Raw genomic sequence first — 18,736 nt, 5'->3', positions numbered from 1 at the left:
TTCAGCGCCTGCATACGATTGCGACGAAGTCGTCGCACCCGTTGCGTCCGCAAGAGCCGCTGGCGCGCACAGCGCCGGTGATCTCCTCGCGCTCGATCCTCCGAAAGGAGGCCGCGCCGGAAAACCGCTTCGACTGGCAATACGCCGCCGCCGCCGCCGCGCCGCAGGGTGCGCCCTGCGCCAGGCAACGATCCACTCCGTAACCATCGGGACTGTTGGCGATGATGAAGGTCCGCTTCTCCGCCGATGCCTGACCAAGGTGTGCCGGCAGGATTACAGCGGCAAGGGAAAGTGCCAGCAGGAATCGCATTGAATCGCTCGTACCGTCCGCAGTTTGTTGCAAATTGCGCCTTAATTCCTAAGGTTCTGTTAACCGTGATTTGTTTCCTGCTATCCTCTTGACGGGACGGTGATTTTCCCACATTTTCCGGCCATGACCGCCCGCAACGCAATTTTCGGCATTTGCCGGGAGATTATTCGCTAGCGCCTGAACGCTGGCTGCGGCTGTCTTTTATCCATCGCGATGAACAGAACGCCCGGGCCAGCAGGGCCTGAGGACTTATTGACGATGGAGCTCAAGCTCTACGATACGCTGTCGCGCGAGAAGCGGGAGTTTCGGCCGCTCGATCCGAGCAATGTCCGCATGTATGTGTGCGGGCCGACGGTCTATGACTTCGCCCATATCGGCAATGCGCGGCCGGTAATCGTTTTCGACGTGCTGTACCGGTTGCTGCGGCACATCTATGGCGCCGGTCACGTCAAATACGTCCGCAACATCACCGACGTCGACGACAAGATCAACGCGCGGGCGGCCGAGCAGGGCATCTCGATCCGCGATCTCACCGAAACCACCTACGCCAATTTCAAGGCCGATGTGGCCGCGCTTGGCTGCCTGCCGCCCGATATCGAGCCGCGCGCGACCGAACATATCGCCGAGATGAAGACGCTGATCGAGCGGCTGGTTGCGTCGGGTCATGCCTATGTAGCCGAGGAGCATGTGCTGTTCTCGGTGCCGTCGATGCCCGATTACGGCAAGCTCTCGAAGCGTCCGCTCGATGAGATGATCGCGGGCGCCCGTGTCGATGTCGCCCCGTACAAACGGCACGATCAGGACTTCGTGTTGTGGAAGCCCTCGAAGGAGAGTGAGCCGGGATGGCCGTCGCCTTGCGGGATATCAACGCCGGGCCGCCCTGGCTGGCATATCGAATGCTCGGCGATGTCGTGGAAGCATCTCGGCGAGACTTTCGACATCCATGGCGGCGGCATCGACCTGGTGTTCCCGCACCACGAGAACGAGATCGCCCAGTCGCGCTGCGCGTTTCATACCGGCGTGATGGCGAACGTGTGGATGCATAACGGCTTCCTGCAGGTCGAAGGCGAGAAAATGTCGAAGAGCCTCGGCAATTTCGTCACCATTCGCGAGGTGCTGCAGGACTGGCCTGGCGATGTGGTGCGATTGGCGATGCTTGCCACGCAGTATCGCCAGCCGATCAATTGGACGGTGAAGGGACTTCAGGAGGCCGAAAAAGCTTTGTCGGGCTTCTTCGATGCCGCGACCAGCGAGGCCGATGCGCGGCCGGCTCCGGGCGTCCTTGACGCTTTGCTCGACGATCTCAACACACCGAAGGCTATCGCCGAAATGCATGCGCTGAAGCACGCCGGCGGTCGCAAGGCGCTGGCCGGGACGCTCGCATTTTTCGGCTTCCGCGAGACGGAGTTGAAGGCATGGCAGCGTGAGCACGCGCCTGCGCCTGCCATCGCCTCTGCGGATATCGAGCGCTATATATCGGCTCGCAATGCCGCCCGCGCTGCGAAGAACTGGGCGGAGTCCGACCGGATCCGCGACGAGCTTGCCGCTAAGGGCATCAAGCTCACAGATTCCAAAGAGGGCACCACCTGGGAGGTCGCGCGCTGATGGCACCGGCCGATCAGAATCTCGCGCTGCGTCCCATGCTGCCGGCGGATATCCCGCTGCTGGCCGAGATTTTTCGCGCCAGTGTTGAGGAGATCGCGGTCGAGGATTATTCGGATTCGCAGATCGAGGCCTGGCTCGAAGCCGCCGACGATGAGGCCGCGTTTGGCAAGCGACTGACGGACCAGCTCACGCTGCTGGCAACGATGGATGGCGCGCCGGTTGGCTTTGCGTCACTCAAGGGTGCCGACGTCATCGACATGCTCTACGTGCATCCGGCTGCGGCGGGGCAGGGTGCCGCGACGATGCTGGTCCAGGCGCTCGAGAAGCTCGCAGCTGCCCGCGGTGCGAAAAAGCTGACGGTGGAAGCCAGCGACACCGCGCATGATTTCTTCAGCCGGCGCGGCTATGCCGCGAAAAGCCGCAACACCGTGTTGCGCGGCGACGAATGGCTCGCCAACACCACCATGGAAAAATCGCTTGGCGGCGATCATGCCGCCGCGGAGACATTGCAATGAACCTTCAGAAGCATCATTTCGTCGTCGGCATCATCGCAGTCCTGGTCGCCATAGCGCTCGCCTCGAACTACTACCTGTGGTGAGGCGATGAGGCGTCCCGACACTCCGTTTCCGCGTCACTGGCTCTATTACATTGCGCTCAAGATCGTGCTGATCGTGGCTGCGGTGGCGCTTGCGCTGAAGCTGTACGGTCTCTGGTAACGCCGGGCTGGATCAAGGATCACACCATGGCGCGCGAACGCCTCTATCTCTTCGACACCACGCTGCGTGATGGCGCGCAGACCAACGGCGTCGACTTCACGCTCGACGACAAGGTTGCGATCGCGCAGATGATCGACGGGCTGGGTCTCGACTATGTCGAAGGTGGCTATCCCGGCGCCAATCCGACCGACACCGAGCTGTTCGCGACCGATCGCGGCCTCAACACCACTTTCACGGCGTTCGGCATGACGCGCCGCCCGGGCCGTTCGGCGTCCAACGATCCGGGCGTCGCGGCGCTGCTCGATGCGAAGGCCGACGCGATCTGCTTCGTTGCAAAGTCGTGGGACTATCACGTCCGGGTGGCCCTCGAGACCACCAATGAGGAGAACCTCGCCTCCATCCGTGACAGCGTGACGGCAGCGAAAGCCAGGGGCCGCGAAGTCCTGGTCGATTGCGAGCATTTTTTCGACGGCTACAAGGCCAATCCCGATTACGCCCTGTCCTGCGCCAAAGCCGCCTACGATGCAGGTGCACGATGGGTGGTGTTGTGCGACACCAATGGCGGCACGCTGCCGCATGAAGTGGAAGAGATCGTCGGCGCGGTGGTCAAAGTTATTCCCGGCGACCATGTCGGCATCCATGCGCATAACGACACCGAACATGCGGTGGCCAATTCGCTCGCAGCGGTGCGTGCCGGTGCGCGCCAGATCCAGGGGACGCTGAACGGCATCGGCGAGCGCTGCGGCAACGCCAATCTGGTCTCGATCATCCCGACGCTGAAGCTCAAGAAGGACTTCGCCGAGAAGTTCGATATCAATGTTTCGGACGATCAGCTGAAGGCGCTGGCACCGGCCTCGCGCAAGCTCGACGAGATGCTGAACCGTCCGCCGAACCGCCATGCGCCCTATGTCGGCGACTCCGCGTTTGCGACCAAAGCCGGCATTCATGCCTCTGCGCTTCTGAAGGAGCCTCAGACCTACGAGCATGTGCCGCCAGAATCGGTCGGCAACCGTCGCCGTGTGCTCGTTTCCGACCAGGGCGGACGCTCCAACCTGCTGGCCGAGCTGGAGCGGATCGGGATGGTCGTCGACCGGAACGACCCGCGCATTGCGCGCCTCCTTGACGAGGTCAAGGAGCGCGAGGCGCATGGCTATGCGTATGAGGGCGCCGATGCCTCCTTCGAATTGCTGGCACGGCGTGTGCTCGGCACGGTGCCGGATTATTTCGACGTTGAGCAGTTCGATGTGAATGTCGAGCAGCGCTACAACGCGGTCGGCAAGCGCGTCACCGTGGCCATGGCGGTGGTGAAAGTGAAGATCGACGGCCAGACGCTGATTTCGGCGGGTGAGGGCAACGGACCGGTTAACGCGCTGGACGTTGCTTTGCGGAAGGACCTCGGCAAGTATCAGAAGCATATCGACGGGCTGAAGCTCATCGACTATCGCGTCCGCATCCTCAATGCCGGTACCGAAGCCGTGACCCGCGTGTTGATCGAAAGCGAAGACGAGGCGGGCGAGCGCTGGACCACGGTCGGGGTGTCGCCGAACATCATCGATGCTTCGTTCCAGGCGCTGATGGATTCGATCGTCTACAAGCTGGTGCGTTCGGGCGCGAAAGCGTGAGTGGAATCGCTCGCACTCAGGTGCCATCGTAGCGACGGTCTTGCAGGACGACGGGCCGGCATTGGCCGGTCTCCTTCGAGACTCGCGCCACTTGGACGTCAGGATGACGGATCGGGGAGCCTCCGAGTCGCCATGATCGATCATGTCTCCATTCCGGTTTCCAATCTTGCAGCCGCTGCCCGGTTCTATGAAACCGTCTTGGCCACGCTCGGCTATGCAAGGCTCGAGACACGACCGGCAACCGTCGCCTTCGGCAAGCGCTATTCCGAATTCTGGATCAATCACCGGGCCAACATGCAGTCCCGACCCGACAATAATGGCGTGCATGTCGCGCTCCGCGCAGCGAGCCGCGAGATGGTCGATGCGTTTCACGCCGCGGCGCTTGCCGCCGGCGGCGCCTCCGACGGTGTACCCGGTCCTCGTCCGCAACACGGCGACGGCTATTATGCGGCCTATATCCGGGATCCGGATGGAAACCGGGTGGAAGCGGTGACGTTCCTGAGGTAGCTTCCGGCTGTAGGTCGCGCGCGGGACGGGCGACGTTGCCAGTACCCCTTGCGTCGGAATTATTCGAGGATGTAGCTACAATGGCCGCATTTGGCGCGGCGCCGCCGCGAGTCAGATGCTTTTCCAGTCCCAAGTCTTCATCCTGATCTTCCTGCCGGCCGCGCTTGCCCTCTATTACGCGGTCTCGGGATCGGCCGCGGCCCGACAATGGGTGCTGATCGGTGCGTCGCTGATCTTTTATGGATGGTGGGACGCGCGTTTCGTTCCGCTCCTCGTCGGTCAGGTCACCGTAACCTGGTTGCTCGCGCTGCTCCACGAACGTGTTGCTGCGCGCTGGCCGCTGGTGCTCGGCGTGGTGATCAACCTCGCATCGCTGGCGACGTTCAAGTATGCCGAATTCCTGGTTCTGAATTTCGAGGCGGTAACGGGTCTCACGCTGTCGCGAACGGAAATCGTGCTGCCGATCGGCATCAGCTTTTTTTCTTTCCAGCTCGTCTCGTATCTTGTCGACCGCATGCGCGGCGATGCGCCGATCTATCCCTACCGGCCGTTTGCACTGTTCGTCATGGTGTTCCCGCATTTGATCGCGGGTCCGATCGTGCGCCACAACGAGCTGATCCCGCAATTCGCGCTCGATCCGCGCCGCGCCGGCCTGGCGCAACGCTTCGGCATCGGCTTTGTAATCTTTACTGTGGGCTTCGCCAAGAAGGTGCTTCTCGCCGACAAGCTGGCGCCGATTGTCGATCCATTGTTCGTGCGCGCCGGTCAGAAGCCTTTGACATTCGTGGAAGGATGGAACGCGGCGCTAGCCTTCACCTTCCAGCTTTTTCTCGATTTTTCAGCCTATACCGAAATGGCAATTGGCATCGCGCTGATGTTCGGGTTGATCCTGCCTGAAAATTTCCGGGGGCCGTATCTGGCAACCAGCATTCGCGATTTCTGGCGTCGCTGGCACATCTCGCTGTCTAATTTCCTGCGCGATTATCTCTACATTCCGCTCGGCGGCAGCCGCTCGGGAGAGGCCCGCTTTCTGCTCGCGACTTTGGTCACCATGTTTCTTTGTGGCCTGTGGCACGGCGCCGGATGGAATTTCGTCATCTGGGGCTTGTGGCACGGGGTCGGATTGATCACGTGTCACACGTGGCAGAAGCTCGGGCGGCCGATGCCGGCTTTGCTCGGCTGGGCCGTCACGATGATGTTCGTGGTCGTCGGCTGGGTGATCTTCCGGGCACTTGATTTTGACACCGCCCGCAATGTGCTGACGGCGATGGCCAGCCCGACTGCAATCGGCGGGAGCTTTGCAGGTGGAGCACTGATCGTGGCCTCGGCGCTCGTATCCGCGCTTGTTCCGTCGGCGTATGAGATCAAAGATCGACTGGAGGCCATGGCTCCGCGGCCCTGGTTCGCCGCTGCGGCTGCGAGCCTCTCAATTTACTGCATTCTGGAAGTCGGTCGCGGCGCGCCGGTCAATTTCATATATTTCCAGTTCTGAGACCGCATATGCAGGAAACAAGTCGGCAGGAACAGGAACTGGAACAAGCACAACAGGCGCGGTCATGGCGTCGTTTCGCCATGACATATGTGGGCGTCTTCGCCGGTGGTCTCGGCGCTATTTATTTATTCATCGCGCTGCTCGATCCCTATCACGCGGTCCCATTTTCGCTCCCGATGGAGCGGCCGATCGTCAGCATCAGCCAGCGCTACATGTATCCGCAAATCGTGCGCAGCGGCCGCTTCGACGGCGTCGTGGTTGGGAGTTCGACCGCACGCCTCATCGATCCGGAGATACTCAATCCGGGATTCGGGCGGAGCTTCGCCAATCTCTCCATGGATTCGATGACGGCTTGGGAGCAGCAGCAATTGGTGTCGCTGTTTCTGCGCGAGGTTGGCGCACCGAAGGCCCTGATTGTCGGCCTCGACGGCGTCTGGTGCGACCCAAATGCAGATCGCAGACGTATCACGCCGGCTGGGTTTCCGGATTGGCTCTACGACGCCAATCGTTGGAACGACCTGCTCTATATTCTCAATTCTGCGACGCTCGAAATCGCTTTCAGGCTTGCTGGCAACAAACTCGGGCTGTATCGCGAACGTCTGCGAAGTGACGGTTTTGGCGTATTCGTGCCGCCGGAGGACGAATACGACTTCGAGCGCGCGCAGGGCCACATCTGGTCGAGGGGGCGGCACGCGAAAGTGCCGCGGCAGCCTCCCGTCGTGCTTTCGGACGCGGAACGGGAGGAGTTGCGCTTTCCGGCCCTGGACTATCTCGAAACCATGCTGGCCTCGCTTCCGCGCGACACCGAGGTGGTGCTCGCGTTCATGCCGGTCCATGTTGCCGCCCAGCCCGCGCCGGGAACACGTGCCGCTGCGAACGAGGCGGAATGCAAGGCCCGCATCGCCGCGATCGGAGCGTCACATAACGCGACCGTGGTCGACTGGCGCATTCCCTCGTCGATTACGACCGAGGACAGAAATTATTGGGACAATCTGCATTACCGGCTTCCGATCGCGCACCGCATTGCGGGCGATCTTGCGGGGCCTGTCCGGCAGGGGCAGCCCGCGACAGACGGCACCTATCGCGTTCTGGTAAGCCCCCGGCGCTAGCGGCTACATCCGTTCGGCCGCGCCCGATTCCATCAGCTTCTCGGCCTCTGCGATCGGGCGCGCAGCCTCCTGAAGCTTGGGGAGAATATCCTCCACGCGATCGGCGACCAGCAGACTGACCGACAGGCCGCTGCGGATGAACGCCAAAGCGCGCATATGGTCGAGCAGCGCGCAGAGCGGATCCCAAAAGCCGCCGATATTGGCGGCCAGGATCGGCTTCTTGTGGCGGCCGAGTTGTGCCCAGGTGAGCTGTTCGACCAGTTCCTCCAGCGTGCCGATGCCGCCGGGAAGGGCGACAAACGCGTCCGACCGCTCGAACATGATGCGCTTGCGCTCGTGCATGTCGCGGGTGACGATGAGCTCCTGCGCGTCCGTGAAAGGCCGCTCCTTGCTGGACAGGAACTCCGGGATGATTCCGGTGACCCGGCCGCCGCGGGCGAGCGTGGAGGCCGCGACCGCGCCCATCAGTCCGACCGACCCGCCGCCATAGACGAGGCCGATGTCGTTCTCGGCCAGGATGGCCCCGAAGGCGTGTGCCGCCTTGACGAAATGCGGATCGGTGCCGGGGCCGGAGCCGCAATAGACGCAGATATTACGAATCGTGCTCATGCATTCCCTTGTGGCATAGGGCGGAAAGGGCTGTTGGGGTGGGTATATCGCGGTTGATGTACAGGTCCAATGCGCCTATTCCAAGGATGCTAACAAACGGGCCGCAAGACCCTATATCCGTGGGGTAAACCCGCTCACGATCAGGCGCTTCCCCTTTCGCTGATGACCGACATCTCCGCCCCCACCGGCGAGGCCCCGAGGCCGCAAGTCACTGCGCAAAGGGGGCTGCTCCGGACGCTTCTGGCACTCTGGCCCTATATCTGGCCGGGCGACCGGACCGACCTGAAAATCCGGGTCGGCTGGGCGATGGTGCTTTTGCTGGTCGCCAAGCTGGCCACCGTTACCGTGCCCTTCACCTTCAAATGGGCGACCGATGCGCTGGCCGGCAGTCCGAGCGCTCCGGTCGCGTCGTCATCCTGGCTCACCTGGGTGCTGGCTGCTCCGATCGCGATGACCGTCGCCTATGGCGGCATGCGGATCCTGATGGCGGTGCTGACCCAGATGCGCGACGGCGTGTTCGCCAAGGTCGCGATGCATGCGGTGCGACGGCTCGCCGACCTGACCTTCCAGCACATGCACCAGTTGTCCTTGCGCTTCCATCTGGAGCGCAAGACCGGCGGCCTGACCCGGGTGCTGGAGCGGGGACGGAACGGCATCGAGACCATCGTGCGGATGGTCATCCTGCAACTGATCCCGACCATCCTCGAAGTGGCGCTGATCGTCGGCGTGCTGTTCTGGCAGTTCGACTGGCGATACGTCGCCGTGATCCTCGTGACCGTCGTCGCCTACATGGTCTACACCTATTATGCGACGGAGTGGCGGATCGCGATCCGCAAGCGGATGAACGAGAGCGATACCGAAGCCAATACCAAGGCGATCGACTCGCTCCTGAATTACGAGACCGTCAAATATTTCACCGCCGAGGAGCGGGAGGCGCAGCGCTACGACCGCTCGATGGAGCGCTACGAGAAGGCGAGCGTTCAGACCTACACATCGCTCGCCGTACTCAATGCCGGGCAAGCCGCGATCTTCACCGTGGGTCTTGGCGCCGTGATGGTGATGTGCGCACGCGGCATCCAGGCCGGCACCAATACCGTCGGCGACTTCGTCATGGTCAACGCCATGATGATTCAGCTCTATCAGCCGCTGAACTTCATGGGCATGGTCTATCGCGAGATCAAGCAGGCGGTCACCGACATCGAGACCATGTTCCACATCCTGTCGCGCGATCCCGAGATCAAGGACAAGCCCGGCGCGCCTGCGCTGCATGTCCGCGAGGGCGCGATCCGCTTCGACAATGTCAGCTTCGCCTATGAGGCGTCGCGGCCGATCCTGAAGGGTATCAGCTTCGACGTGCCGGCAGGCCGCACGGTTGCGATCGTAGGGCCGTCCGGTGCCGGCAAGTCAACGATTTCGCGGCTCCTGTTCCGCTTCTATGACGTGACCGGTGGCCGCATCCTGATCGACGGGCAAGATATCCGCGACGTGACGCAGGTGTCGGTCCGCGCTGCCATCGGCATGGTCCCGCAGGATACGGTCCTGTTCAACGACACGCTGCGCTACAATATCCGCTACGGCCGCTGGGAGGCGACCGATGCGGAGGTCGAGGAAGCGGCGCGGCTTGCGCAGATTGACGGTTTCATCCGTCTGAGCACGAAGGGTTATGAGACCGAGGTCGGTGAGCGCGGGCTGAAACTGTCGGGCGGCGAGAAGCAACGCGTCGCCATCGCGCGGACGATCCTGAAAGCCCCTCCCATCCTCGTACTGGACGAGGCGACGTCGGCACTGGACAGCCATACCGAGAAGGAAATTCAGGATGCGCTCGAGCGGGTGTCGAAGAACCGCAGCACGCTCGTCATCGCGCACCGGCTTTCGACGATCGTGAATTCGGACGAAATCATCGTGCTTGATGCCGGCCGTATCGTCGAGCGGGGCACGCATCATCATTTGCTGGCGCATGGTGGTCTTTACGCCAGCATGTGGAATCGTCAGCGCGAGGCCGATGCCGCGCGTGAAAAGCTTGCAGCCGTTGGCGAGGATGTGGCGCCGAACCGTAACCCGCCGCCGATAAACGATGAGATTTCCGCAACCGCCAACGGGTCGCTGTCGCGCGCACCCGTGGATGCACTGGAGTAGATAATGTCGGTCGTTCGATCGATCTCTTCGCAGCTTGTGCCGATCCATCCGCAGGGGATGCCATTTATCGGCGCCTTCGCGCTGGTCAGTCTGATCCTGTTCTGGCTGTGGTCGCCGCTTGGCTGGATCGGCACCATTCTGACGGTCTGGTGCGCCTATTTCTTCCGTGATCCGCCGCGCGTCACGCCGGTGCGTGAGGGCATCGTGGTGTCGCCGGCCGATGGGCGCGTGAGCCTTGTCGTGAATTCCGTGCCGCCGCCCGAACTCGATCTCGGCGATCGGCCGTTGCTGCGGATATCGGTGTTCATGAGCGTCTTCGACTGCCATGTGAACCGCGCACCGGTGGCAGGACGCGTCGAGCGGATCGTGTATCGTGCCGGCAGCTTTCTGAATGCCGATCTCGACAAGGCCAGCGAGGATAACGAGCGCAACTCGGTGGTCATCGCAACCGCCTCCGGGCGGGTAGGCGTGGTTCAGATCGCCGGTCTGGTGGCGCGGCGTATCCTTTGTTTCGTGCGCGAAGGCGAGCCGATCGGTGTCGGCGACCGCTTCGGCATGATCCGGTTCGGGTCGCGGCTTGACGTTTATCTCCCCGAGGGGGCGCGTCCGCTGGTGGCGGAGGGGCAGACCGCGATTGCGGGGGAAACCGTGCTCGCCGATCTGAAGGGCTCGGAAGGCCCGCGCAACTTCAAGGTGGGCTGAGGTCGTCGTTAGCGGCACCGCGATGACAGGGTGCCGGATAGTCTGGTAGGGTGCCGCTCATGGTCTTCACACCCGTCGATCCCCAGGGCCGAGAGCCGCGCCGGCGGCGCTTCCGCGCCATTCCGATCCGCCTGCTCCTGCCGAACATGATCACGCTCCTGTCGCTCTGCGCGGGGCTCACGGCGATCCGTCTGGCGCTCGAGGGGCGGATCGAATGGGCGCTGGGCGCTATCGTTTTCGCGGCGGTGCTGGACGGCGTCGACGGCCGGGTGGCCCGGCTTCTCAAGGGGCAGTCCCGGTTCGGGGCCGAACTCGACAGCCTTGCCGATTTCGTCAATTTCGGCGTCGTGCCGGGCCTCATCCTGTATTTCTGGGGGTTGAACGAACTCGGCGCCATTGGCTGGATAGCGGCGTTGGTCTTCGCCATCTGCATGAGCCTGCGACTGGCGCGTTTCAACGTGATGGCCGACGATCCGAACCGCCCGGTCTGGGCCGGCAATTTCTTCACTGGCGTTCCGGCGCCGGCCGGTGCCATCATTGTACTGCTGCCGATCTACGTGACGCTTCTCGGCATGCCGCGGCTGACCACGCTGGCCTGTATCTACACGCTGGCTATTGCGTTCCTGCTGGTATCGACGCTTCCGGTTTTGTCGGGCAAGAAACTCGGCACCCGGGTCGCGCCGAACATGGTTCTGCCGGTCTTCCTGGTGGTGGTGTTGTTCGTGGCTTTGCTGCTCAGCTACCCTTGGTACGTGCTGACGATCGGATCGCTTGCATACATCGCGTCGCTGCCTTTCGGCTGGATGTCCTATCGTCAGTACATGCGCAAGGACGCTGAAGCGGCGGCCGCCAAGGCAGCACATGCTGCCGCCCATACGACGTCGGGAGCGACCCCGCCGGTTCATCCTGTTGCAGCGCAATCGGATGGCGAAGACCGGCCGAGCCGCCTGAACTGAACATTCGCTTTCGAATGGGGCGGTCGTGATGGCGCGCGCGGTATCGGTCGGCACCCGCGGCGACATGCGGATTCGCGATACGTTGTTGCTGAACCACGAACAGCGCCGCACGCCGCGCGGCCCGGTCACCGGATTGCGGGGGATTGCGGTCGAACTCGCGCTTCCGGCAGGGACTCACTTGCGTCACGACGATTGCCTGCTGCTAGACGATGGCGGTGCGGTCGAAATCGTGGCTCGTACGGAACCGCTGCTGGAGGTCCGTGCCGGCGACCTTGCGACGCTCTCGCGCGCGGCCTGGCTGCTCGGAGACCACCATATTACGGTCGAAATTCACGCGCGGTATTTGCGTCTTCTGCGGACGGATTCGGCGGAAGGCTTGCTGCGTAGTCTGGATGTGACCATGCGGCGCATCGAAGCGCCGTTCGAGCCTGAAGGTGGCGCCTATGATCACCATGCGAATGATCATCATCACGAGGCATCCGGCGCCTGACGTCGGTACGCCTGAGATGGGCTGAGAGTTCATGATTCGCTATGGCCGTCGCACATTTCTGACCGCAGCCGGTGCCGCGCTGGCCGCACCGGCGCTGACCCGCTTCGCCGGCGCCCAGACGCCGCAGGTCGTGCTCAAGCTGCACCATTTTCTTCCGCCGACGTCGAATGCGCAGGTCCGGTTCCTGACGCCATGGGCGCGCAGGGTGGAAAAGGACTCCGGCGGCCGCATCCGGATCGACCTCTATCCCAACATGCATCTCGGTGGCACCGCGGCCCAGCTCTACGATCAGGCCCGCGACGGCGTCGCCGATATCGTCTGGACGCTGCCGGGCTTAACGCCGGCGCGGTTTCCGAAGATCGAGGTGTTCGAACTGCCCTTCGTTGCGAACAAGTCAGCAGTCGCAAATGCTCAGGCTGTGCAGGCGCTGTATGAGGCGCAGCTTCGCGACGAGTTCAGGGAGGTGCATCCGATCTGCGTATGGGCGCACGACCAGGGTGTGATCCACACCGTTAAGCCGGTCGGCACGCTACCGGACATGAAGGGCCTGCGGCTGCGCGCGCCGACGCGACTTTCGGCCGATGCGCTGAAGGCGCTTGGCGCGAACGGCATTGCGATGCCGGTCTCGCAGGTGCCGGACGCGCTGTCACTGAAGGCGATCGACGGCTGCATCGTGCCGTGGGAGGTGTTGCCTGCGATCAAGGTCGGAGATTACGCGAAGTTTCACGCCGAGTTTTCGGCTCCGCCCGCGCTCTACACCGCAACGTTCATTCTGGCGATGAACAGGCAGCGATACGACACGCTGCCGGCCGATCTGAAGGCGGTCATCGACAGGAATTCCGGCCAGACCGCCGCGCGAGCCGCCGGAAGAATGTGGGACGATCAGGCATTGGTGGTGGCGGACGCGGTCAGGGAGCGCGGCAACACCGTTACCCAGATCGACAAGGCGGAGGCCGAGCGCTGGCAGAAGGCGACGCAACCGGTCACCGACGCCTGGCTGAAGGCATCGAAAAAAATCGGTGGCGAGAAACTGCTGGCCGACGCCAAGGCGCTGCTCGCGAAATATGGCGGGGCCTGATTACGCCGCGATCGGGTGCCCCGGCATCAGGTCGTAGGGATGCGCCCAGCCGGGCAGGGCCTTCATGCGCTCCAGCCAGGCAGCGATGTTCGGATAGGTCGCCGCGATGTCGAAACCGAATTCCTCGGCGGGGTAATAAAGATATCCGACCAGTGAAATGTCCGCGATGGTCGGGTGGTCGCCGATCACGAATGGTGCGCGCGCAAGCCTTCCGTCAAGAATGCGCAGCGAGTTGTCGATCCGCCCTTTCAGGAAGGCCATCGCTGCCGGATCTCCGGCGGGCTTGGCGAAATTGCGCAGGAAACGATACGGGCCGAGATAGCCGTTGAGCTTCTGGTTGTCGAAGATGATCCAGCGCAATGCCTCGAGCCGCTCGTCCTCGGTCTGCGGCTTGAACTTGCCGGTCAGGTCCGCGAGATAGGTAAGGATTACGCCCGATTGCGTCAGCCGTTTGCCGTTATGATCCAGTACCGGCACTTCGCCCATTTCGTTCACGTCGGCGCGCCATTCCGGTGTGCGTGGCAGCCCCTTCGCGAAAAAATCGACGAATTCCGGCTTCCAGTCGGCGCCAATCAAATTCAGCATCAGCGCGACGCGGTAGGCGTTACCGGACTGGGCAAAGCAGTGAAGCGTGAAATCGGACATGGCATGCCTTCGTTGGGGCAGACAGACGGACGCGGCGGCGGCTCGGGACTGGCGGGAGTCACGCGCCATGGATGGATTGCGCAGACCTGCGACATTCTAGCAGGGGCTCGCTGGGACGGCAGCATTTGCTTGCCGAATAGGCAAGGGTGCAAGTGCGTGTTTGTGTAGTATCGAAAAACTCCCTGCCGCCGCGTGGCATACGGATTGCATGCAATTTCGTATGCACTTTCGCCGTTGCCGGTCTGGGAGATTGTCATGAAGCGCCGAGACTTTCTGAAAACCACCGCCGCAGTCGCGGGCTCTGCTCTCGTCGGTGCGCCGCTGATCGCGCGCGCACAGGCTCCGGTCGTCAATGTCGGGCATCTGGTCGGCATCTGCATGTCGCCGCTGTTCTATGCGCATGCCCAAGGCTATTTCAAAGACGAAGGCCTGAACGTCCAGCTCAAATTCATGCCGAATCCGGGTGACGCCATCACCGCGCTCGTCAGCAACGCGATGGACATCATCCATAACCCCTTCACAAATGCCTATGTGGCGGCGGGGCAGGGCGCTCCGATCCGCATCATCGCCGGTAGCGGGGCGGGTGGACTGTTCCTGATCGCCCAGAAAGACTCCGGCATCACGAGCATGGCCGATCTCGCCGCCCGCAAGGGCAAGGGCCTGAAGATCGGCACCATGCGCTTCAACACCTTCGAGCTCACGCTGTACCGCAATCTTGTCAAGAACGGGCTGTCCTACGACGACTACAACATCGTCTGGTTCAACGACGTGCTGTCGATGGCGTCGGCCTTCGAGGCAAAAGCAATCGATGCGGTGACGCATGTCGAACCGTTCTCGACCAGGCTCGTCGATCAGATGGGCGGCGTGGCGCTCGCCAGCAATCTCGATGTGTGGGGCGAGCACGGCCCGGATTGTGTGACGAATACCACGACGCGTGTGATCCAGAGCCAGCCGGAGATGCTGCAGAAGTACCTCAAGGCAATTATGCGTGCCGATGCCGCGATCAAGGCAGATATGCCGAAGGCGGTCGAAATTCTCGACGCCGGGAAATATTATCGCGTCAACAAGGAGGTGCTGACCCAGGCCTTGCCTCGGCAGAAGCCGCAGGTCGACATCACCAAGGGTGGCGACAAGGGGATGGAAATCGCAGTCGCCGACATGGTTACGCTCGGTTACCTGAAGACCGCGCCGAAGATCATCGATACTACACTGCTTCAGAAGGTGGTCTGAGGTCATGAGCGGCGCCGACGCGCTCAAGGCAGTGTCCGCGGCGGAGCCGGTCAGCGCTCCGCGTATCCTGCCGCCCTGGTGCATCAGCGTCGCCAAGGCGCTGGCCCCGTGGATCGTTGTGGTCGCAATCTGGGAGCTGGCGTCGGCACGGGGCTGGAGCGGCGCGGTGCTGTTCCCGCCGCCATCCGCCTTCCTCAGTTATGCGGTCGAAAGCGACTTTCAGGTCGGGTTCGGCCGTGAGGCGATGACCATCCCGTTCGCCATTGTCGCGAGTGCGCTGCGGGTGCTGGCCGGTCTTGCCCTCGGTTTCGTGGCGGCGATCGGTGCTGGCATTCTGATCTCGGCCTCGCGCACGGTGTCCGACATGCTGATGCCGATCGTGCGCGGCCTCGCCCCCATCGCGCCGATCGCGTGGATCCCGCTCGGCATCGTGCTGTTCGGCATCGGTAACCCGACCGCGATCTTCGTGGTGTTCATGGGCGTCTTCTTCATCCTGACGATCTCGACCGTGGCGGCGGTCGGAAGCGTCGACCAGAAGCTGATCAAGACCGCGAAGAGCTTCGGCGCCACCAAATTCCAGGTCTGGACTCGGGTCATTTTTCCGGCGGTCCTGCCGCAGGTCTTCACCATGTTGCGGATCAACTTCTTCGCGGCCTGGATGGCGGTGCTGGCGGCGGAAATGGTCGGCTTGAAGAACGGACTCGGCATGATGATCATTCTCGGCCGGGAGATGTTCAACACAAACCTGATCCTGCTCGGCATGTGCATGGTGGGCGTGACCGGCTATCTGGTCGATGTGCTGCTAGTGCAGATTCAGCGCCGCATCCTGTGGTGGGAGCCGGTGCGATGAAGACGCTCGCCTGCCATCACGTCGGCAAGGTCTGGGCGTCTCCGGGCGGGCTGTCCGTCACCGCGCTGAGCGATATCAACCTGACCGTCCAGCAGGGCGAATTCATCGCCATCCTCGGTCCGAGCGGATGCGGCAAGAGCACGCTACTCGAACTCGCAGCCGGTCTTGAGCCGCTTTCGTCGGGCCGCATCACCCTCGACGGCAAGACCGTGACCGGACCGGAGCCGGGCGTGGTGATGGTGTTCCAGGATCATTCGCTGTTTCCATGGCTGTCGGTCGAGGATAATGTCGGCTTCGGCCTCACCGTGAAGCATGTGCCCAAGGCGGAGCGCCAGCGCCGGGTCGCTCAGGTGCTGGAGCGGGTGCGGCTTTCGCGTTTCGCGCAGCATCGGCCGTTCCAGCTGTCCGGCGGGATGAAGCAGCGGGTGGCAATCGCACGCGCGCTCGTCGAAAAGGCCGACTTCATCATGATGGACGAGCCGTTCGCGGCGCTGGATTTTCAGACCCGCGTGCTGATGCAGCATTTTCTGCTGGAGATCTGGCTCGAGTTCAAACCCACCATTATTTTCGTGACCCATCACATCGACGAGGCCGTGCTGCTCGCAGACCGTGTCGTGGTGATGAGCGCCGGACCCGGCCGCATTATCGACGATGTGCGGATCGACCTGCCGCGCCCGCGCAAGATCACCGACGCGACATTCAACGACTACCGCACCCGGCTGACGCTGTTGCTGGAGGATGAGGTGATGCGGGCCTACGCGAACGAAGAGGTGGGAGGCTTGACCGATGCCGCGTGAGCGCGTCGCGGACAAGCCTCATGCCCGTGAGGTGACCTTTGCGGAGCTGTTCGACGCTCTTGGCACTGACGCGCTTGGCTACGGGGCCGGCGCGAAGAACCTGAGCGGCTCCCGGGTTGCGGTCGAGGGCTTCCTGTCGCATTCGCACGGTTTCGATCGCAGCATCTCGCTGGTCCAGCAACCGGGCCTTTGCCCCGATTGCGCCGGTGTGCCGGTTGCGGTGATCGCGTTGCCGGGCATCGCCATGACGCCACGCGAAGGGGCGCGGCCGGTCCGCGTCGTCGGGCGGCTGGATTTCGGTTTACGGATTGTAGGCGGGACCGCATCGATGCTCCGCATCGAGGATGCGGCAATTTTCGAGACGGCGGACGCAGCGTGAAGCAACTGATCACAGGTGGACGCCTGCTCACGGCAGGCCGTCTCGACGGCGCCTATGCCGATCTTCTCCTTGACGGCGACACCATTGCGGCGGTGCTGAAGCCGGGAGAGCCGGTGACCGAGGACGCCCGCCGTATCGATGCGTCGGACCGGCTGCTGATGCCGGGTCTGATCAACACGCATACGCATGCCACCGGACAGCTCGGCAAGGGGCTCGCAGATCGCTGGTCGCTTGAACTCCTTCTCAATGCCTATCCCTGGACCGGCGGCGGCCGTACGATCGATACGAAGTATCTCTCGGCCTATATCGGTGCGGTCGAAATGGTGCGGAAGGGTTGCACCGCCTGTTACGACCTGACCGCGGAAATTCCGGCGCCGACGGTCGAGGGCATCGATGCAGTGGCGCGTGCCTATCACGATATCGGCATGCGCGCGGTGATCGCGCCGATGATGGCGGACACCAGTTTTTATCGCGCCATTCCTGGCCTGCTGGACGCGTTCCCGCCGCACCTGCGCGAGCGCGCCGAAGCCGTGCGGATGCAGCCCTATGACGTCAGCGTCGACACCTGCAAGACCATCATCGACGGCTGGAAATGGAACCGCGACCAGATTCGGCCCGCGCTTGGCCCGACCATCCCGCATCACTGTAGCGACGACTTCATCCGGGCCTGCCGCGACCTCGCGCGCGACCACGGTATCGGCGTGCAGATGCATGTCGCCGAGTCCAAGGCACAGGCCGTGGTCGGCCTGAAGCGCTACGGCACCACGCTGGTCGGCCACCTCGCCGAGGTCGGGCTGCTCGGCCCGAACTTCACCGCCGCACACGCGATCTGGCTCGACGACGACGATCTTGCCCGGCTGGCGGACCATGGCTGCACGGTCGCGCACAATCCCGGCAGTAACCTGAAGCTCGGCTCCGGGATTGCCGCCACCCGCAAGATGCGAGACCTGGGTATCGCGTTCGGGGTCGGAACCGATGGCTGCCTGTCGTCCGACAACCTCAACATGTTCGAGGCCATGCGGCTGGCAGCCTGCGTCTCTCGCGTGCAAGGCCCGGATCTGCGTCAATGGCTGACGGCCGCGGATGCTTTCGAGGCGGCAACTATCGGCGGTGCCAAGGCGCTCGGAATGGAGAAGACGATCGGGCGGTTAGAGGCTGGCTACAAGGCCGACATCGTGTTCCTCGATCTCACCAGCATCAACTACATTCCGATGAACGACCCGCTGCTCAACGTCGTGTTCTGCGAGGACGGCACCGGCATCGACCGGGTGATGATTGGAGCTGCCATGGTGGTGGACGGCGGCAAAGTGATCGGTGTCGATATGCCAAAACTGGCATCCACCGCCAGGGACGCGATCGCCCATCTCGACGAGGTCAACCGCGGCGCGCGCGATTTCGTCGGGGCGCTGGAGCCCGTCGTGATCGACTATTGCGTGGGACTGGCGAGCCAGCCCTACCACGTGCAGCGCTGGTGCGGCGACGCGCACCAGCATTGACGTTCAG

General features: G+C 62.9%; 19 protein-coding genes. 16 read left to right on the top strand and 3 right to left on the bottom strand.

The annotated features are described in order from the left end of the window. Position 1 precedes the first annotated feature (1 nt). Positions 2-310 (bottom strand): hypothetical protein, encoded by a 309-nt coding sequence (locus AC5I5I_RS04310; RefSeq protein ID WP_495970242.1) that lies wholly within the window; start codon positions 308-310, stop codon positions 2-4. A 258-nt stretch (positions 311-568) separates the two neighbouring features. Between AC5I5I_RS04310 and cysS the strand changes: the two genes are divergently transcribed. The 6 genes from cysS to AC5I5I_RS04280 all read left to right on the top strand — a co-directional run bounded on the left by cysS (position 569) and on the right by AC5I5I_RS04280 (position 7,361). Next, positions 569-1,915: a cysteine--tRNA ligase gene (gene cysS / locus AC5I5I_RS04305; RefSeq protein ID WP_495970240.1), complete on the top strand. Its 1,347-nt coding sequence runs from the start codon at positions 569-571 to the stop codon at positions 1,913-1,915. Continuing rightward, positions 1,915-2,430, top strand: coding sequence for a GNAT family N-acetyltransferase (locus AC5I5I_RS04300; protein ID WP_495970238.1), 516 nt, complete (start codon positions 1,915-1,917; stop codon positions 2,428-2,430). Before cysS ends, AC5I5I_RS04300 begins: the two co-directional genes overlap by 1 nt. 227 nt (positions 2,431-2,657) lie before the next feature. Then, the gene (gene cimA / locus AC5I5I_RS04295; RefSeq protein ID WP_495970236.1) at positions 2,658-4,253 is read left to right on the top strand and encodes a citramalate synthase; all 1,596 of its coding nucleotides are present in this window, start codon (positions 2,658-2,660) and stop codon (positions 4,251-4,253) included. A gap of 132 nt (positions 4,254-4,385) precedes the next feature. After that, positions 4,386-4,760, top strand: a complete 375-nt coding sequence (locus AC5I5I_RS04290; protein ID WP_495970235.1) for a VOC family protein — start codon at positions 4,386-4,388, stop codon at positions 4,758-4,760. Between the two features lie 115 nt (positions 4,761-4,875). Further along, complete coding sequence (locus tag AC5I5I_RS04285; RefSeq protein ID WP_495970233.1) at positions 4,876-6,252, top strand: MBOAT family O-acyltransferase; 1,377 nt, start codon at positions 4,876-4,878, stop codon at positions 6,250-6,252. 80 nt (positions 6,253-6,332) lie between these two features. Further along, positions 6,333-7,361, top strand: a complete 1,029-nt coding sequence (locus AC5I5I_RS04280; protein WP_495970231.1) for a hypothetical protein — start codon at positions 6,333-6,335, stop codon at positions 7,359-7,361. 3 nt (positions 7,362-7,364) lie between these two features. Here AC5I5I_RS04280 and AC5I5I_RS04275 read toward each other — a convergent pair whose 3' ends face one another. Then, positions 7,365-7,970 (bottom strand): LOG family protein, encoded by a 606-nt coding sequence (locus AC5I5I_RS04275; RefSeq protein ID WP_495970229.1) that lies wholly within the window; start codon positions 7,968-7,970, stop codon positions 7,365-7,367. A 162-nt stretch (positions 7,971-8,132) separates the two neighbouring features. On the opposite strand from AC5I5I_RS04275, the gene AC5I5I_RS04270 reads away from it, so the two are divergent. From AC5I5I_RS04270 to AC5I5I_RS04250, 5 genes are read left to right on the top strand one after another with little or no spacing between them, the layout of a single operon-like run. Then, complete coding sequence (locus tag AC5I5I_RS04270) at positions 8,133-10,106, top strand: ABCB family ABC transporter ATP-binding protein/permease (protein WP_495970227.1); 1,974 nt, start codon at positions 8,133-8,135, stop codon at positions 10,104-10,106. Positions 10,107-10,109: 3 nt separating this feature from the next. Then, the gene (locus AC5I5I_RS04265; protein ID WP_495970225.1) at positions 10,110-10,808 is read left to right on the top strand and encodes a phosphatidylserine decarboxylase; all 699 of its coding nucleotides are present in this window, start codon (positions 10,110-10,112) and stop codon (positions 10,806-10,808) included. Between the two features lie 59 nt (positions 10,809-10,867). Beyond that, the gene (pssA, locus tag AC5I5I_RS04260) at positions 10,868-11,764 is read left to right on the top strand and encodes a CDP-diacylglycerol--serine O-phosphatidyltransferase (protein WP_495970223.1); all 897 of its coding nucleotides are present in this window, start codon (positions 10,868-10,870) and stop codon (positions 11,762-11,764) included. Between the two features lie 28 nt (positions 11,765-11,792). Then, a complete protein-coding gene (locus tag AC5I5I_RS04255; RefSeq protein WP_495970221.1) occupies positions 11,793-12,254 on the top strand; it encodes an urease accessory protein UreE in 462 nt (153 codons plus the stop codon). 31 nt (positions 12,255-12,285) lie between these two features. Further along, a complete protein-coding gene (locus AC5I5I_RS04250; RefSeq protein WP_495970219.1) occupies positions 12,286-13,332 on the top strand; it encodes a TRAP transporter substrate-binding protein in 1,047 nt (348 codons plus the stop codon). On the opposite strand, the gene AC5I5I_RS04245 is transcribed toward AC5I5I_RS04250, so the two are convergent. After that, positions 13,333-13,977: a glutathione S-transferase family protein gene (locus AC5I5I_RS04245; protein WP_495970217.1), complete on the bottom strand. Its 645-nt coding sequence runs from the start codon at positions 13,975-13,977 to the stop codon at positions 13,333-13,335. A 255-nt stretch (positions 13,978-14,232) separates the two neighbouring features. Between AC5I5I_RS04245 and AC5I5I_RS04240 the strand changes: the two genes are divergently transcribed. From AC5I5I_RS04240 to AC5I5I_RS04220, 5 genes are read left to right on the top strand one after another with little or no spacing between them, the layout of a single operon-like run. Further along, positions 14,233-15,207, top strand: coding sequence for an ABC transporter substrate-binding protein (locus AC5I5I_RS04240; protein ID WP_495970215.1), 975 nt, complete (start codon positions 14,233-14,235; stop codon positions 15,205-15,207). A 4-nt stretch (positions 15,208-15,211) separates the two neighbouring features. Beyond that, entirely contained in the window at positions 15,212-16,057 is an 846-nt protein-coding gene (locus tag AC5I5I_RS04235; RefSeq protein WP_495970213.1) for an ABC transporter permease, read from the top strand. Beyond that, complete coding sequence (locus AC5I5I_RS04230) at positions 16,054-16,854, top strand: ABC transporter ATP-binding protein (protein ID WP_495970211.1); 801 nt, start codon at positions 16,054-16,056, stop codon at positions 16,852-16,854. The genes AC5I5I_RS04235 and AC5I5I_RS04230 overlap by 4 nt, the downstream gene beginning before the upstream one ends. Continuing rightward, entirely contained in the window at positions 16,844-17,233 is a 390-nt protein-coding gene (locus AC5I5I_RS04225; protein WP_495970210.1) for a hypothetical protein, read from the top strand. Before AC5I5I_RS04230 ends, AC5I5I_RS04225 begins: the two co-directional genes overlap by 11 nt. Further along, positions 17,230-18,729, top strand: coding sequence for an amidohydrolase family protein (locus tag AC5I5I_RS04220; protein WP_495970208.1), 1,500 nt, complete (start codon positions 17,230-17,232; stop codon positions 18,727-18,729). The genes AC5I5I_RS04225 and AC5I5I_RS04220 overlap by 4 nt, the downstream gene beginning before the upstream one ends. Positions 18,730-18,736 lie beyond the last annotated feature (7 nt).

The organism is Pseudorhodoplanes sp. (assembly GCF_059499825.1).
Note: the sequence above shows the minus strand (reverse complement) of the source record. Positions and strands in the feature narration are given on the sequence as shown.

Bases quoted from the DNA above. Each gene is read 5' to 3' on its own strand.
- cimA (WP_495970236.1), top strand. From the start codon at position 2,658: ATGGCGCGCGAACGCCTCTATCTCTTCGACACCACGCTGCGTGATGGC.
- AC5I5I_RS04250 (WP_495970219.1), top strand. From the start codon at position 12,286: ATGATTCGCTATGGCCGTCGCACATTTCTGACCGCAGCCGGTGCCGCG.
- AC5I5I_RS04285 (WP_495970233.1), top strand. From the start codon at position 4,876: ATGCTTTTCCAGTCCCAAGTCTTCATCCTGATCTTCCTGCCGGCCGCG.
- AC5I5I_RS04235 (WP_495970213.1), top strand. From the start codon at position 15,212: ATGAGCGGCGCCGACGCGCTCAAGGCAGTGTCCGCGGCGGAGCCGGTC.
- AC5I5I_RS04275 (WP_495970229.1), bottom strand. From the start codon at position 7,970: ATGAGCACGATTCGTAATATCTGCGTCTATTGCGGCTCCGGCCCCGGC.
- AC5I5I_RS04240 (WP_495970215.1), top strand. From the start codon at position 14,233: ATGAAGCGCCGAGACTTTCTGAAAACCACCGCCGCAGTCGCGGGCTCT.
- AC5I5I_RS04300 (WP_495970238.1), top strand. From the start codon at position 1,915: ATGGCACCGGCCGATCAGAATCTCGCGCTGCGTCCCATGCTGCCGGCG.
- pssA (WP_495970223.1), top strand. From the start codon at position 10,868: ATGGTCTTCACACCCGTCGATCCCCAGGGCCGAGAGCCGCGCCGGCGG.
- AC5I5I_RS04245 (WP_495970217.1), bottom strand. From the start codon at position 13,977: ATGTCCGATTTCACGCTTCACTGCTTTGCCCAGTCCGGTAACGCCTAC.
- AC5I5I_RS04225 (WP_495970210.1), top strand. From the start codon at position 16,844: ATGCCGCGTGAGCGCGTCGCGGACAAGCCTCATGCCCGTGAGGTGACC.
- AC5I5I_RS04310 (WP_495970242.1), bottom strand. From the start codon at position 310: ATGCGATTCCTGCTGGCACTTTCCCTTGCCGCTGTAATCCTGCCGGCA.
- AC5I5I_RS04255 (WP_495970221.1), top strand. From the start codon at position 11,793: ATGGCGCGCGCGGTATCGGTCGGCACCCGCGGCGACATGCGGATTCGC.
- AC5I5I_RS04230 (WP_495970211.1), top strand. From the start codon at position 16,054: ATGAAGACGCTCGCCTGCCATCACGTCGGCAAGGTCTGGGCGTCTCCG.
- AC5I5I_RS04265 (WP_495970225.1), top strand. From the start codon at position 10,110: ATGTCGGTCGTTCGATCGATCTCTTCGCAGCTTGTGCCGATCCATCCG.
- AC5I5I_RS04270 (WP_495970227.1), top strand. From the start codon at position 8,133: ATGACCGACATCTCCGCCCCCACCGGCGAGGCCCCGAGGCCGCAAGTC.
- AC5I5I_RS04280 (WP_495970231.1), top strand. From the start codon at position 6,333: ATGACATATGTGGGCGTCTTCGCCGGTGGTCTCGGCGCTATTTATTTA.
- cysS (WP_495970240.1), top strand. From the start codon at position 569: ATGGAGCTCAAGCTCTACGATACGCTGTCGCGCGAGAAGCGGGAGTTT.
- AC5I5I_RS04290 (WP_495970235.1), top strand. From the start codon at position 4,386: ATGATCGATCATGTCTCCATTCCGGTTTCCAATCTTGCAGCCGCTGCC.